The 14818-nt window shown below is 60.2% G+C and carries 12 protein-coding genes; 3 read left to right on the forward strand and 9 right to left on the reverse strand.

What is annotated here, in order from left to right:
- Positions 1-28: 28 nt before the first annotated feature.
- From mdoH to GRO01_RS09600, 7 genes are all read right to left on the reverse strand, one after another.
- Positions 29-2215 carry a glucans biosynthesis glucosyltransferase MdoH gene (mdoH, locus tag GRO01_RS09570; protein ID WP_062511250.1) on the reverse strand — a complete coding sequence of 729 codons (2187 nt, stop codon included), beginning with the start codon at positions 2213-2215 and terminating at the stop codon, positions 29-31.
- Positions 2191-3744 carry a glucan biosynthesis protein gene (locus tag GRO01_RS09575; protein ID WP_062511252.1) on the reverse strand — a complete coding sequence of 518 codons (1554 nt, stop codon included), beginning with the start codon at positions 3742-3744 and terminating at the stop codon, positions 2191-2193. Before GRO01_RS09575 ends, mdoH begins: the two co-directional genes overlap by 25 nt.
- A gap of 162 nt (positions 3745-3906) precedes the next feature.
- Positions 3907-4557 (reverse strand): dethiobiotin synthase, encoded by a 651-nt coding sequence (gene bioD / locus GRO01_RS09580; RefSeq protein WP_062511254.1) that lies wholly within the window; start codon positions 4555-4557, stop codon positions 3907-3909.
- Complete coding sequence (locus GRO01_RS09585) at positions 4554-5366, reverse strand: methyltransferase domain-containing protein (protein WP_062511256.1); 813 nt, start codon at positions 5364-5366, stop codon at positions 4554-4556. Before GRO01_RS09585 ends, bioD begins: the two co-directional genes overlap by 4 nt.
- The gene (locus GRO01_RS09590; RefSeq protein WP_062511257.1) at positions 5353-5979 is read right to left on the reverse strand and encodes an alpha/beta hydrolase family protein; all 627 of its coding nucleotides are present in this window, start codon (positions 5977-5979) and stop codon (positions 5353-5355) included. Before GRO01_RS09590 ends, GRO01_RS09585 begins: the two co-directional genes overlap by 14 nt.
- Entirely contained in the window at positions 5976-7154 is a 1179-nt protein-coding gene (locus GRO01_RS09595) for an aminotransferase class I/II-fold pyridoxal phosphate-dependent enzyme (protein WP_062511259.1), read from the reverse strand. The genes GRO01_RS09590 and GRO01_RS09595 overlap by 4 nt, the downstream gene beginning before the upstream one ends.
- A complete protein-coding gene (locus GRO01_RS09600) occupies positions 7151-8431 on the reverse strand; it encodes an adenosylmethionine--8-amino-7-oxononanoate transaminase (protein ID WP_062511261.1) in 1281 nt (426 codons plus the stop codon). Before GRO01_RS09600 ends, GRO01_RS09595 begins: the two co-directional genes overlap by 4 nt.
- A gap of 250 nt (positions 8432-8681) precedes the next feature.
- Here GRO01_RS09600 and GRO01_RS09605 point away from each other — a divergent pair, with 250 nt between their 5' ends.
- Positions 8682-8888 carry a hypothetical protein gene (locus tag GRO01_RS09605; protein WP_062511263.1) on the forward strand — a complete coding sequence of 69 codons (207 nt, stop codon included), beginning with the start codon at positions 8682-8684 and terminating at the stop codon, positions 8886-8888.
- A gap of 13 nt (positions 8889-8901) precedes the next feature.
- Here GRO01_RS09605 and GRO01_RS09610 read toward each other — a convergent pair whose 3' ends face one another.
- Together GRO01_RS09610 and GRO01_RS09615 are read right to left on the reverse strand one after the other, a co-directional pair.
- Positions 8902-10356: a protein adenylyltransferase SelO gene (locus GRO01_RS09610; RefSeq protein ID WP_062511265.1), complete on the reverse strand. Its 1455-nt coding sequence runs from the start codon at positions 10354-10356 to the stop codon at positions 8902-8904.
- A gap of 52 nt (positions 10357-10408) precedes the next feature.
- Positions 10409-11329, reverse strand: a complete 921-nt coding sequence (locus GRO01_RS09615; protein ID WP_062511511.1) for a LysR family transcriptional regulator — start codon at positions 11327-11329, stop codon at positions 10409-10411.
- Between the two features lie 133 nt (positions 11330-11462).
- On the opposite strand from GRO01_RS09615, the gene GRO01_RS09620 reads away from it, so the two are divergent.
- The gene (locus tag GRO01_RS09620; protein WP_062511266.1) at positions 11463-12236 is read left to right on the forward strand and encodes an SDR family oxidoreductase; all 774 of its coding nucleotides are present in this window, start codon (positions 11463-11465) and stop codon (positions 12234-12236) included.
- 431 nt (positions 12237-12667) lie between these two features.
- A complete protein-coding gene (locus tag GRO01_RS09625) occupies positions 12668-14818 on the forward strand; it encodes a peptidase domain-containing ABC transporter (protein ID WP_062511514.1) in 2151 nt (716 codons plus the stop codon).

The following is a 14818-nucleotide window of genomic DNA, read 5'->3' on the forward strand; positions in this document are numbered from 1 at the left end:
TTTTTTGTATAAAAAAGACTGAAAAGGCTCAACCTTTCAGCCGCTCCATGAGTTCGACACCTTCGGGACTACCGAGGACAGCGGCTTTTTCCTGACGGGACAGTCGTTCCAGAGCAGCCTGGAGCGATGGCGCCTCACGCAGCTTCACGAGCCCGACCAGAAGATTGGCATCAATCGGGCTTCCCGGCCTACGGGGCGGGGGAAGGGCGCTCTCATGCGCCTGACGCAGCGCATGATCCTGACGCAGAGCGGCGAAAGCCTCTTCGGGCGGGGCATTCGGGGCATGGGCCGCCCGCTCGCGAGCAGCGTCATTGGCCATGGCGAGCTGAAGAATTGGCGGAGGAGCGGTCTCCTCCTCGATCAGCAGCAACCCGGCCCGACGCAGACCCAGGCCGACATCCCGGCTTGCCGTCAGCGCTGCCAATGGAATAGCCAGAACCAGTCCGAGGAGCACGGGCGTCATCCACAGGAACAGAGCCTGCGAGACCGACCAGGCTGCGATGGCCAGAAGTAGCCCGAACACCGTATAGATCCAGTAGCCGTGCGCGACTTCCTTCAGCGAAACGCGTCCGTCTTCACGGTTCTGGGCGTTCCAGCCGGAATCACGCCCCAGCAGGATCGAAATCACTCCGGACGTCTGGATCAACATGGCGATCGGCGCGATCAGTCCCCCGATCAGCGTTTCCAGAACGATCGAAACTGCCAGTCGGAACACGCCGCCTGAGCCACGCAGGGCCGCGCGGTCGAACATCATGGCGATGAACGCCAGCGCCTTCGGTGCCAGCAGGATGCCCATTGTCCCGATGAAGACGAGCTTTGCCTGAACCGGATCGACACGTGGCCAGTGTGGGTAAAGCGTCGGTTTCGAGCCGAAATATTCGGGATGGTAGAAGTGGGACTGGAGCGAAATCAGAATGCCGAACAGCAGGAACAGCAGCCACAGCGGCGACATGACATAAGAGCCAATACCCGTCAGCATATGGACGCGACTGACCCAGTGCATGCCCTTCGTGCCAAGGATCTTGCTGTGCTGCAGGTTGCCCTGACACCAGCGACGGTCACGGATGGCGACATCGGTCAGGGACGGGGGGCTCTCCTCGTAGGACCCGAACAGACCCGGCACCATGTGAATGGCCCAGCCGCCACGGCGCATGAGCGCGGCTTCCACGAAATCATGGCTCAGGATGTGGCCACCGAACGGTGCACGGCCCTTCAGATGCGGCAGACCAGCCTGTTCGGCGAAAGCCTGCGTGCGGATGACGGCGTTATGGCCCCAGTAATTGCCTTCCGAACCATGCCACCAGGCAATACCATGCGCGATCAGCGGTCCATAGACGCGCCCTGCGAACTGCTGCATCCGGGCGAAAAGCGTGCGACCACCCACAATGACCGGCAGGGTCTGGATCAGACCTACACCGTCATGCTGCTCCATGGCCGCCGTGATGCGCACGATCAGGCTGCCATCCATGACACTGTCGGCATCAAGCGTCAGCATCTGCTGATAGGACGAGCCGAACCGCGTCACCCAGTCGCCAAGATTGCCGGCCTTGCGGTCGACGTTCTTGTGACGGCGACGGTAGAAGACCCGCTTTTCGCCATTCGTGGCTTTCCGGAACTCCAGAAATGCCCGCTCTTCCTGCACCCAGACATCCGGATTGGTCGTGTCGGACAGGATGAAGAAATCGAAAGCGTCGATCTGTCCCGTGGTCAGAATGCTGTCATGAATGGCGCGCAGACCGGCGAGAACCCGCGTCGGGTCCTCATTATAGGTCGGCATCAGGACGGCTGTGCGGTTTTTCAGTTCCGGCAGCGGCCCGGTCCGGTGAATGCCCAGTCCCAGACCGCCCCGTAGCATCAGCGAGAAGAAGCCGCCGAGACAGGACATGAAAGACAGGGCGATCCAGAAGGCGAGAATGGCGAACAGAATCAGGATGATGACGCCGAGTGCCGAGACACCCAGCGAGTTGAAGACCTGATTGATCCTGTAGATGCCATATCCCGTCAGCAGCAGCGCGCCACCGAACACGAACAGACGGCGCATCCACAGGAAAGACGGCGTTGTGGCCAGGGTGCGGAAAGGTCTGCCATGACGGTCCGGCTGCTGGCGAAGGTTCTGCACCTTCATTTCCAGCGGCGCCTCGGGCGGCAGGAACGGAGCGGAGGCCGGATCAGCGGATGGGGGAAACTCGGTCACGGCGTCCAACGGTACATCCATTTCTCTGAGATCGGACCCTGATCACCGGCGAGCTGAGCCTGCAGTTCACACATCTTCGCATCACCTGGGACGAATTCGAAGGTCGTGCGCCAGCCTTGGATTTCAGGGTTCGGCTCGACCACGACGTTGCGGATCGTACCGGGAGCAGCCTGCGAAATCAGGTGGAAGTTCGCGCCCTGCGGCACATTCTGGAACGGCGCGCCCGTGAAATCGATTGCGAAGAACCGTGCATCTGGATGGTCGGTAGCGCCGCCAATCCGGGTTGCGGCAACGCGGGCCAGCTGCGTCGGCCAGGGCGTGTCCCAGCCCCAGTACATCCGGTAGATGTAGCTGTACTCCTGTCCGCCCTTCATGGGCTGCCGCGGACGCCAGAAGGAGACGATGTTGTCGTTCACTTCATTCGGCGTTGGGATTTCCACGAGATCAACGGCACCATCGCCCCAGTTGCCGATGGGCTCGATCCACAGCGACGGGCGCTTCTGGTAGTTGAGTGCCAGATCCTCGTAATCATGGAAGGAGCGCTTGCGCTGCATCAGGCCGAAACCATGCGGGCTGCTGTCCTCGAAGGCTGAGAACTGGAGATCGGTCGGGTTGATGAGCGGTCGATAAAGCTGCTGTCCCGCCCCCGTCCAGATCTGGAGCGCCTCGCTGTCATGTGCGGCCGGGCGCCAGTCATCGACGTGGTTGCGCTCGTTGGCGTCGAAATAGAACATGCCCGTGAGCGGTGCGATGCCGGATTCCGTAATGTCCGTGCGCGGGAACAGCGAGGACTGCACGTCGAAGACGGTTGTATCGCCGGGGCGGATGGTGAAGCGGAATGCACCGGTCAGGGAAGGGCTGTCGAGCAGCGCGTGAATGACGATGGACTCTACGCCCGGCTCCGGCTTCTCCAGCCAGAATTCCCGGAACAGCGCGAATTCTTCGCCTTTGGGATTGCCGGTGCCGTCCGCAAACGCGCGGGCAGACAGACCGTAATTCTGGCCTTTGGCCACGGCGCGGAAATAGGATGCACCAAGGAAGACAGCACATTCTTCCATGACGCCGGGCGTGTTGATCGCATAGCGCAGACGCAGGCCCGAGAAACCGAGATCGTCCGTGACGCGCAGGACGGGATTGGAATAGGTGAAGACGTCGGGGTCGTAGGGAATGGGTGTCGACTGCCCGGCAACGACCTCGTTCATGCCGATCCGCGGCTTGTAGAGAAATCCGCGCGGGAAGAATTCCACGTCGAACGCCAGGTTCTGACCGTGCCACAGGGCCTTTTCGGGATTGAAGGCAATGCTGCGGAACTGATCGAAATCCATGTTCGCAATGGCATTGGGGAGCGTCGGAGACGGCGGGGAGTAGGGCTTCTTCGACAGACGCTGCGCCAGAATCCGGACCGTACCGTCATCAAAGGGTGTTGGCTGTGGCGCAGTCGTGCCGGATGTAGGTGTAGCTGTGGACTGGGCATGGGCCATACGGCTGGCTGTTCCCAGAAGGGTCAGTCCGGCCCCAAGCTTGACCAGATCACGGCGCAGGATACTCATACTTTTCCCAATATCCCAGTTTCTGTCGGCATCTCCGCAGCGAAGTCCGATCTTCCAGCGATACGCCGGAAGCTTTTCGTTGCGAAGTGCCCTTCTATGACGAGGATGCCATTTCACAAGGGCTGGCGCGGCCTTTTTATGGCACGGGCTCTTAATGACACATTATTGTGAAATCTGTTGCTGCAAGACATCAAGTAACGGAACGTTACCAGCCAATTCGGCTACAGATGTTTCCGTTACCGCGTCAAGCTGCGGAACCCTGAACAGGATGTGGGTTTTGCCAAAGCGCGTAATATCGCGTTCGTTACCCGGATTGGGTGGCCCGACCGGCACGACACCCAGTACCGGAATGGCTCGTCGCCGCAGCGCTTCAAGGCTCAGGAGCGTGTGATTGATCGTTCCCAGTCCGCTGCGCGTGACCAGCACGACCGGCAGGCTCAGGCTTTCGATCAGGTCCACGATCATCATGTCCTCACGCATCGGCACCATCAGTCCGCCCGCGCCTTCCACGACAGGTGGTCCCTGCACCTGCGGCAGGACGAGCCGTCCGGGATTGACCGTTACGTTTTCCAGATCTCCTGCTGCTAGTGGAGCAAGCGGGGCCTGAAATGCATAGGCAGGGGGGATGATCCGCGCAGGAGACAACCCGGCAAGGTCCCGGACGGTGGGCGTATCGCCTTCCTCATCAGCAAGACCGGTCTGAAGCGGTTTCCAGTAGGTGGCGTTCCAGGCACGGCACAGAATGGCGCTGACCAGCGTCTTGCCGATCCCGGTATCCGTTCCCGTGACGAAAACCCCGCGTTGAAAATTCATGGCTCTGTCCTTTCCGTTTTCACGCCGGATTTCACGAATGTCCCGATGCCGATCTGATAGGTCACGCTGGAATGCGTACGGTCAAAATGCCGCATGGCTCGGCGCAGGGCCGCGGTGCTGGCGGGCGTACTGCCAGCGCGCGGAACTGACGCTCCGATCTGCCGCAGGCCCCGCAGGAAGTCCCGCGCACTGCCGACGGGATCATGCAGCGTCAGCACCTCCCATGTTCCTGCGCCGCCCGCCGGCCACTCGGTTTGCACTGTCTGCGCGGACGGATAATCTGGCACCCCACAGGGCGCGCCTTCCGCCAGACAGGCCTGTTTCCATTCGTCCAGACTGCCCTGCAGCAGCGTCGTGACCATTAGACGCCCTTGCGGCGCCAGCATGTCGCAGAGCCGCCGCAAGCCGTCGCTCCGGTTCGAGAACCATTGCAGACACAGGCTGGAGGCAATCAGATCGAACGGTCCGGAGATATCCGGATGTTCCGCGTCCATGACGTGAAAGCGAATGGCCTCATCCGAAAGCCGCTGACGTGCCCGCGTGAGCATGCCGGGCGCTAGATCGGTCGCCAGCAGGCTGGCCTGCGGAAAATGATCCGCCATCTGCGCCGTCAGGAAACCGGTGCCGCAGCCGAATTCCAGAATGGACGTGGGGGCATTGTCAGTCATGGTGGCCTGGATGCGGTCCATCAGAGCTGTGGCGCAACGGCGCTGGATATGGGCAGCCGCGTCATAGTCCTCCGCCGCGTCAAATCGCGCAACGATGCTGTTCCGGCGCAGGGTGTTTTCGGAAGTCTCAGCGCGGGTCATTGAGCCACCGCCGCACGAAATCCGCGCAGAGTTCGGGGTGAGTGAGGGGTAGCAGATGGCCGCCTTCAACCCGTTCGCCGGGTGGCGCAAAACCTGCCTTCGCTGCGCCGAACGGATCATCCGTGCCCGTCATCCAGTGTAGCTGGTCCTTCCAGTCCGCAGCCTGCGGGCGATGATCCAAAGTCTGAAGCGCGTCCAGTCCACGATCCAGTGCGTCCACATCCGGCGTGCCGGGAAGAGGCGCATCCGTTCCACAAAGAGCGCGGAAATCATGCAGAACGGCGGCCGGATCACGTTTCAGGCGCGCCCGCATCCGGGTCAGAACCCGTTCTGGTGTCCCGTCCGGGAAATCTGGAGCGACTGCGAAACGCGGAAAGCCGTTGAAGAACACCAGTCCCTCACAGCCCGGCAGGTCCTGCCCCAGCAGCGCCAACGATCCTGCCGAATGTCCAACAGCCAGATAAGGCGTTTGCGGCAGATCAGGGGGATGTTTGGCGCCGAAATACCCGCAGTCGACGACCTGCGCGCTCATATCTGACAGATGCGCCAGCATTGGTGCCCAGAAAGAGGCATCAAACCCCCAGCCATGCACAAGATAGAGCGCCCGTGTCATGCGACGTCTCTTGTCAGAGCGATGACAGCCTGTCCCAGACGGTCGATTTCCGTATCGCTCAGCCCGGCATGAAGCGCCAGCCGCAGTCGCGCGGTTCCGGCAGGCACGGTCGGCGGGCGGATTGCTACTGTCAGGAAGCCAGCTTCTTCCAATCCGGCAGCTACGGTCATGGCGCGTTCGGACTCTCCGATCAGGACAGGAACGATCTGTGTCGTGGAGTCCGCCGTGGACAGTCCAGCCCCATGCAGCATGGTTCGAAGCCGCTCCGCCTGTCCGAGCAGCAGGGCACGCTCTGCATCCAGATCCGGCACGACATCCAGCGCCGCATCGATCGCCCCCAGAACTGCAGGGGGCAGGGCCGTGCTGTAAATGAAGCCGGACGCATGGTTCACCAGATAGTCGCAAAGCGGTTTTGAGCCTGCGACATACGCGCCCATCCCGCCCAGCGCCTTGCTGCATGTTCCCATTGTCAGATCGGCCATCCCGCAGGACAGGCCGCGACCTTTTGGTCCCAGAACGCCGGTCGCATGGGCTTCGTCCACATAAAGGAACGCTTCCGCCCGGTCGGCCAGTGCGCGCAAAGCCGGGATATCGGCGCGGTCTCCGTCCATGGAGAACACGCTTTCCGTCACGATCATCCGCAGGCCGGGTTTTTCGGCGTCGCGGGTCAGCAGGGTTTCCAGATGGGACAGATCATTATGCCGGAACCGGATCTGCCGCACGCCTGCCGCCGCGCAGCCATGGTGCAGGCTGGCATGGTTCAGCCGATCCGAAAATACCAGCATTGGCGCGCCCGTCCGGGCTATGGACAATGCACAGAGTGCAGGCATGACGGACGCGTTGGCCTGCCAGCCCGAGGCGAACAGGATCGCGTCCTCACAGCCCTTGAACGCTGCCATTTTTGTCTCGACCTGCCGGTGCAGGTCCAGCGTCCCACTGACCAGCCGCGAGGCCCGGGCCCCTGTCCCGAAGCGGAGTGCCCAGTCCGCTGCCCGTTCCCGCAGCAGCGGGTGATCCGCCAGACCCAGATAGTCGTTGGACGACACATCCAGCATTCGCTGCCCGTTGCGGACGATCATCCCGTCCTGCCGGACTACAGGGCGCAGGCTCCGGCGTGTTCCGGCCACCTCGCGTTCAGTCAGAGTGGCCGTGAAATGGCTGTCGAACAGGCTCATGCGCGCTCTCGCAGCACGTCCATGATGGCCGTCGTCAAATGCGTGAGCTCTTCGGAGGTGATGGTGAAGGCAGGCGTCAGATAGACGATGTTGCGGAAGGGCCGGATCCAGACGCCGTGTTCCACGAAGGCCCGGCGGAGCGCATCGGGATCGTCCAGCGTCTCAAGCTCCACCACGCCGATTGCGCCGAGAACGCGCACATCCTTGACGCCGGGCAACATGCGGCAGGGTTCCAGTTCCCGTTCAAGCTGGGCCGAAATCGCCGCGACCTGCTCCAGTCGTGGCTCGGTCTCGAACAGATCCAGCGACGCATTGGCGACCGCGCAGGCCAGCGGATTGGCCATGAAAGTCGGCCCGTGCATCAGGGCGTGTCCGGCGCTCTCGGACAGGAACGCCTCGAAAACATGTCGCCGGGCCACGGTGGCTGCCAATGCCATGGTTCCGCCGGTCAGAGCCTTCGACAGCGCCACGATATCCGGCACGATCCCGGCCTGTCCGCAGGCGAACATCGTTCCTGTTCGTCCGAAACCGGTGAAGATCTCGTCCAGAATCAGCAAAATCCCGTGCCGGTCGCACAGTTCGCGCAGACGCCGCAGGACCTCGGGGTCATGGAACAGCATGCCGCCCGCACCCTGAACCAGAGGCTCCGTGACCATGGCCGCGATACTGTCACCGCGTTCCGTCAGCAGGGCTTCGAGCCGCGCCAGACTATCCGCATCCACAGGCAGATCGGCCAGGACCTGTTCGGGCAGAACGCCGGCGAACAGGCTGTGCATCCCTTCCTCGGGGTCACAGATGGACATCATGCCCAGCGTGTCCCCATGATAGCCGCCGCGGAAAGACAGGATCTTCGTCCGGCCTTCTGTGCCCCGGTTGATGTGATATTGCACCGCCATCTTGATCGCGACTTCCATCGCGACCGATCCGGAATCGGTGAAGAACACCCGCTCCAGATCGCCCGGCAGCATCGCCGCCAATCGTGCGGCCAGACGGATGGCGGGTTCATGGACCATCCCGCCGAACATCACATGCGGCATCCGCTCCGCCTGCCGGACCAGTGCCTCACGAATATGCGGATGGCTGTAGCCATGACAGGCTGTCCACCAGGCCGCCACGCCATCCACAAGCTCGCGGCCGTCCGCAAGCGTGATCCGGCTTCCCGAAGTGCTGACGGCTTCCACGGGGAAAGGTGCGGTCTGCATCTGGGTGTAAGGCAGCCACAGATTCGGCTGGTCAGCGGCGGTCAGGTGAGGGGCGGAAGGAGCATTGCGAGACATGGCTTGCGTTTTCCCGCATGGCTCGGGGTGAGTCCATCCCCCCGGCCCCTGTGACGCCACAGTGAGGGGCGGGATCGTTCCGCAGACGGCACGCCCTATCATAAAAAGGTCACGTTCCATTAAGCAACGATGTGGCATGAGCCCCGTTAGTGACGCGTTCCAGATCGGTGAAGCCCTGAGGAGGGGCTCGTGTGGAACGTGGAAACATTCTGTGCTCCCGACGCGGGAGTCATGACGAGGTTGAAGACCAATGCTGAGTTCCAAGGTCATTCATGTTGATGGCGTCTTTCTGGGAACGGCCATCATGTGTGGAAGCCTGAACGCCCTGCGTTTCTATGCCACCCATGAGAGTGTCCGTGCGCTGCACAATGCCTGCATGCCGGATTTCGGCGCACTTTATGCCCAGGTTAAAAGCCTGTTCAACCGCAGCCGCCTGCTGACGCCGCAAGCCGCCTGATTTTTGCGGCACATCAGGTGCCGCAGAACGTGTTTCTGACTCTCTCATGCGGTGCAGGCGGCGCGTCCAGTCCGTCTGCCGCGTCCTCAAACGGATGTGACAGTGCCTCGACCAGACGGTGGAATGGAGCGTAATCGCCCGCCACCGCTGACTGGATCATCTCTTCGATCCTGTGATTGCGTGGAATGATGCGCGGATTGGTCGCCTGCATGTCGGCATGACAGGCTTCGACCGATCGCTCTTCGCGCTCCAGCCGCGCCTGCCAGTCCCCGATCCAGTCTTCAATGCCAGAATCCGGCCCGAACAGCGCCAGCAGATTTTCTGTCTGTCCGGTCCGGACGACCTCACCAAGCTGCCGGAACGTTAGCGTGAAATCCGCTTCACCACGATGCATGGCCGTCAGCAGACGCCCTGCCAGCCGGGCATCTCCGTTCTCTTCCAGCGCCAGACCCAGCTTCCGGCGCCAGCCGCCGAGATAGGTGTCATTGAACACGGTATCGAAGCGCATCAGTGCGCTCTTGGCCTTTTCGATGGCCTGCTCGCGGTTACTGTCCAGCAGGGGCAGAAGCGTTTCTGCCAGCCGCCCGAGATTCCACAGCGCCATGTCCGGCTGGTTTCCGTAGGCATAGCGGCCGTTCTGATCGATGAAGCTGAAGACCTTTGCCGGGTCATAGGCGTCCAGAAACGCACAGGGACCGAAATCGATGGTCTCGCCCGCGATGGACATGTTGTCCGTGTTCATGACGCCATGAATGAACCCGACCAGCATCCAGCGCGCCACCAGATCGGCCTGCCGGACTGTGACAGCTTCCAATAGCGCCAGATAGGGATTTTCGGCGTCTTTCAGCTCTGGATACAGGCGCCCGATGACATGGTCCGCAAGGATACGGACGCCTTCGATGTCCCCCTGTGCCGCGAAATACTGGAACGTCCCGACGCGCACATGGCTGGATGCGACCCGCACGATGACGCCGCCGGGCTGCATCGTCTCGCGGGCAACGTTTTCACCCGTTGTCAGGGCGGCAAGGGCGCGTGTCGTGGGAATCCCGAGCGCATGCATGGCCTCGCTGACCACGTATTCGCGCAGCACCGGCCCCAGAGCCGCCCGTCCGTCCCCCCGGCGTGAAAACGGCGTCGGTCCGGAACCCTTGAGGTGAATGTCCCGCAGACGTCCTGTCCGATCCGTCACTTCACCGGCCAGCATGGCTCTTCCGTCCCCAAGGCTCGGGACGAAATGCCCGAACTGATGCCCCGCATAGGCCATCGCCACTGGCGCGGCTCCGTCAGGACGCGTTCCCTGGCTGAGGAACGCAACACCCGTCGGGCTTCGCAGCCAGTCCGGATCCAGCCCCAGTTCAAGGGCCAGCGGCTCGTTCAGCGCCACGATCTGCGGATCACGCAGCAGTGCCGGGGAGAGAGGCGCAGAGAAGCGTTCGGGAAGGGAGGCGTAGATGCGGGAGAACTGCATCGGAGATCCAATCAGGACTGAAGAAGTCTCCCTTCAGATGGGCCATTCTCCGTTAAAAGGAAAGGGGATCGACCGCAAAGCAGTGCTCGTTCAGCAGGTTCGTCAGCCAGTCCGTGAACACTTCCAGTCGCCGGGAAAGATGCTTCCGGTGGGGATAGAGCAGCGTCATGGGAAGCGGAGCCGGACGCCATTGCGACAGAACATCCACAAGCTCGCCTTTGTGGATATGAGGCAGCACATCATAAGCCGGAAGCTGGGCCAGTCCCAGTCCGGCGAGACAGCACGCTACGGCCCCTTCGGCACTATTGACCGTCACCCGCCCTTGAAGCGGCATGCTCTCTTCCCGCCCGTCCGCTTCCCATTCCCACTCCTCGATCCTGCCAGTAGACGGAGACGCATAGAGAATGGCCTGATGGTTTGGCAGATCCTCCAGCGTGTGGGGCGTGCCATGCCGGGCCAGATAGGCCGGGCTGGCTACGTTGACTACCGACAGCATCCCGAGCCTGCGCCCGATCAGGCTGGAGTCCCGCAGCGGTCCCACACGTAGTACGCAGTCGGTGCCATCCTCGGCCAGATTGATGCTCCGGTCGGTCATGCCAAGCTCAATGTCCAGACCCGGATGCTGCTCCAGAAATTGCGGCAGGGCCGGGGCCACGATCAGTCGGCCGATCCTTCCGGGCAGGTTGACCTTTACATGTCCCCGCGTTTCCTCCCGGCGAAGACGGAACTGGTTTTCGGCATCCTCGAAATCGACCAGAAGGCGCAGCGCATTCTGGTGGAACAGCTTTCCGTCTTCCGTAAGCCGAACGGAGCGTGTCGTGCGTGTCAGGAGTTGGGTTCCGAGCCGGTTTTCGAGCTCCTGCACGGCGGTTGAGACCGTGGAGCGCGGCATCTGAAGTGTGTCGGCGGCGTGGGTGAAGCTTCCGCTTTCCGCGACCCGTACGAAAATGCGAAACAGGTCTATGCGGTCCATCAGGTCTCCGAAGTCAGCAGATCCGGTTTGTTCGGGTTTCCTGACAGATGATGTCAGAACTTCGCCCTTTTTGCAGCTTTTCTGACAAATCATAGTTGGGGTCGTCATTCATCAGCGCAAGGAGGCCGTCCTCATGGCCGATCACAGCATCAAGGGGAAAACTGCTCTCATTACGGGCGGCGCCAAAAATCTCGGTGGCCTGATTGCCCGCGATCTCGCGACGCAGGGCGCTGCGGCTATTGCCATTCACTACAACAGCGCTGCTACGAAGGCTGATGCCGACGCCACGGTCTCTGCCCTGAAGATGCAGGGCGTCAAGGCACAGGCGTTCCAGGGAGACCTGACGACTGCCGGCGCCAATGCAAAGCTTTTCGAGGATGTTATCGCTGCAATCGGGAAGCCGGACATTGCCATCAACACGGTGGGAAAGGTTCTCAAGAAGCCGATCCTCGAAACCTCCGAGGAAGAGTATGACGAGATGTTCGCGGTCAATACAAAGGCGGCCTATTTCTTTATCAAGGAAGCCGGACGTCATCTAAATGACAATGGCAAGCTCCTGACCATCGTGACATCCCTGCTCGGGGCCTATACGCCCTTCTATTCGACCTATGCCGGGTCGAAAGCAGCCGTCGAGCATGTGACACGTGCAGCATCCAAGGAGTTCGGCGCGCGTGGCATTTCCGTCAATGCGATCGGGCCGGGGCCGATGGACACGCCGTTTTTCTATGGACAGGAAGCGCCGGAAGCTGTGGCCTACCACAAGACCGCTGCTGCCTTGTCTGCCCTGAGCCGTACGGGTCTGACCGATATCGAGGACATTGTTCCTATTGTCCGCTGCCTTGTCTCGGATGGCTGGTGGATGACCGGCCAGACCATTCTGGTCAATGGCGGTTATACGACAAAGTAACGGCTCCCCAGCCCTCGAAAACAGGAAGCCAGCGCTTTTGAAAAGTCGCAATCTGTTATGCTGAAATCGGAGAGGCAAAAAATCCAGAGCCGGAATACAGGAGACGGGACATGATTGTCGTGATTATGTCCCATTTTCTGAATAAAACGGTCTTGTGATGAGGCGTCTATGCTTGAAGCCGTTAATGAGTTTTTGATCTCTCTGGACTATGCTGGCCTCAGGTATTTTTCAGTTCCCGCCTGTATGGGTGGTGACGGAAAAGAAAGTCTTCTCTATTCATAAGAAGATAAACTGGCGTTCCTGCCTTTGGTGCCGCCCTTTGGTCCGCCTTGGCGCGACAACAGCATAGAGGACATTTCGTGGAGCATACCCAGAGCTTGTCAGGCCCGGATGGAAGAGTCAGTCCGTCCGTCATCCGGCTTTATGCTGTCATGGCCGCAGCCCGTTATCACGGCCTTGAACTGGATATCCGCGATTTTGCGGCAGAGCCAGGTGAGGACTCGCCTTCTCCTGCTACCCTTGCAAGATGGCTGAACGAACAGGGTGCTGTTGCCAAGGGCATGCGTCTCCGGTGGCGCTACCTCATCAAGATCCGTAATTCCCCACCTGTTGTTCTGATGTTCAAGGACGGCTCGGCCGGGCTGATGGTCCATGCTGATGCCGAAAAAGGTGTGGTGTGGCTTCGTGATCCAATGGGCGGCGAAGGTGACGCGCCCGTCCCGGTAGATGAACTGCGTCTTATGCAGGTCTGGACCGGCGATGTTCTGCTGGTCAAGCGGCGTCGGGATGAGTCCGAAGCAGACGCAAAATTCGATCTGCTATGGTTCGTGAAGATGGTACTTCGCGAAAAGAAGGTGATGCGGGACATCGCCTTTGCATCGCTGATCCTGAGTATTCTTCAGATCTTCCCTGCACTGATTGTCATGCAGGTTATCGACCGGGTGGTGAATTACCACTCCATGGCGACACTGATCTCGCTGACTGCCTTCGTCATTATTCTTTCTTTTTACGAAATTCTGCTGACCTATGCCCGACGCGAGCTGTCCCTGATTCTGTCTACCCGACTGGATGCCAGGATTTCACTACACGCTTTTAACAGGCTGCTGGCACTTCCTTTGGAGTTTTACGAACGCCAACAGACGGGTGAGATTCTAGGTCGGTTCATGGCCGTCTTCAAGGTCAGGGATTTTCTGACCGGACAGTTAATGACCACCCTGCTTGATCTTTTTACTCTTATCGTAATCCTCCCTGTCCTGTTTGTCATGAGTGCAACGCTCGCATGGATGACATTGGCTGCCGCTGGCTGCATTGGGCTAATCGTAGTGATCTTCCTCCCTGCTGTTACCCGGACAATCGGGAGGCAGGTGGTTGCGGAGATGAAACGCGGCTCTATCCTTTACGAGACGGTAGCTGGTATCCGGACCGTCAAGACACTTGCCCTTGAAGCAACACGACGGGAACTGTGGGATGACAGGACGGCAGATGTTGTGCGCTGGAAGCTGGCTGCTGGACGAATGGCTAGTTGGCCACAGACTTTGGTCATGCCGTTCGAAACTTTTATTAATCGTGGCATTATTCTGGTCGGCGCCTATCTGATTCTGACAAATTCCAGTGCCATGCAGGCGGGTGCCCTCATGGGCTTTATGATGCTGGGTGGGCGTGTGGCCAGTCCACTTGTCGGCCTTGCAAAGCTGATGGAAGCTTTCAACGAGGTTAGTGTCTCCCTTGGAGAAGCAGGCGCGGTGCTGAACCAGCCTACAGAAACCAAGGCTCTGACAACCGGAATGCGTCCAGCCGTCAAGGGTGCCCTTTCATTCAACCATGTCGACTTCAGTTATCCGGGTTCGACAACTAAAGCTTTGAATGACGTCACATTCGATATCCCAGCTGGAACAATGCTGGGGCTCGTGGGACGTTCGGGTTCGGGTAAATCAACGATTACCCGCCTTCTGCAGGGTGTGAGTCGCAATTACACAGGGTATCTGCGTCTTGATGGCGTGGATCTGCGCGAGATCAATCTGACCCATCTGCGCCGTTCCTTTGGTGTGGTTCTTCAGGATAACTTCCTGTTCCGTGGGACCATTCGTGACAACATCACGGCCGGTCGTCCCGGCTTGACGATCGACGACGCCATCCGGGCGGCGCGGCTTGCTGGCGCGGAAGAGTTCATTGAGCGTATGCCTGCAGGATACGACACCTGGATTGAAGAAGGCTCGACCAATATTTCGGGCGGTCAACGCCAGCGGCTTGCGATCGCACGTGCCGTGATCAGTGATCCGAAACTGATGATCCTGGATGAAGCGACATCGGCTCTGGATCCGGAATCTGAAGCGCTTGTGAATGCCAACCTTCAACGGATCGGCAAGGGCAGGACAATGGTGATTGTTTCCCATCGCCTGTCCTCTCTTGTAAACTGTCACCAGATTGCAGTCATGGATCAGGGGAAACTGATCGATATTGCTCCGCACAGGGTTTTGCTGGAACGGTGTGAAATCTATCGCATGCTCTGGTTGCAGCAGAACCGGCACATGACAAATAATGATGTTCCCGGTGACGCCGGGCAACTGACGGAAGGAGAGTAA

Source organism: Gluconobacter roseus NBRC 3990 (assembly GCF_006538885.1).
Lineage (GTDB): Bacteria > Pseudomonadota > Alphaproteobacteria > Acetobacterales > Acetobacteraceae > Gluconobacter > Gluconobacter roseus.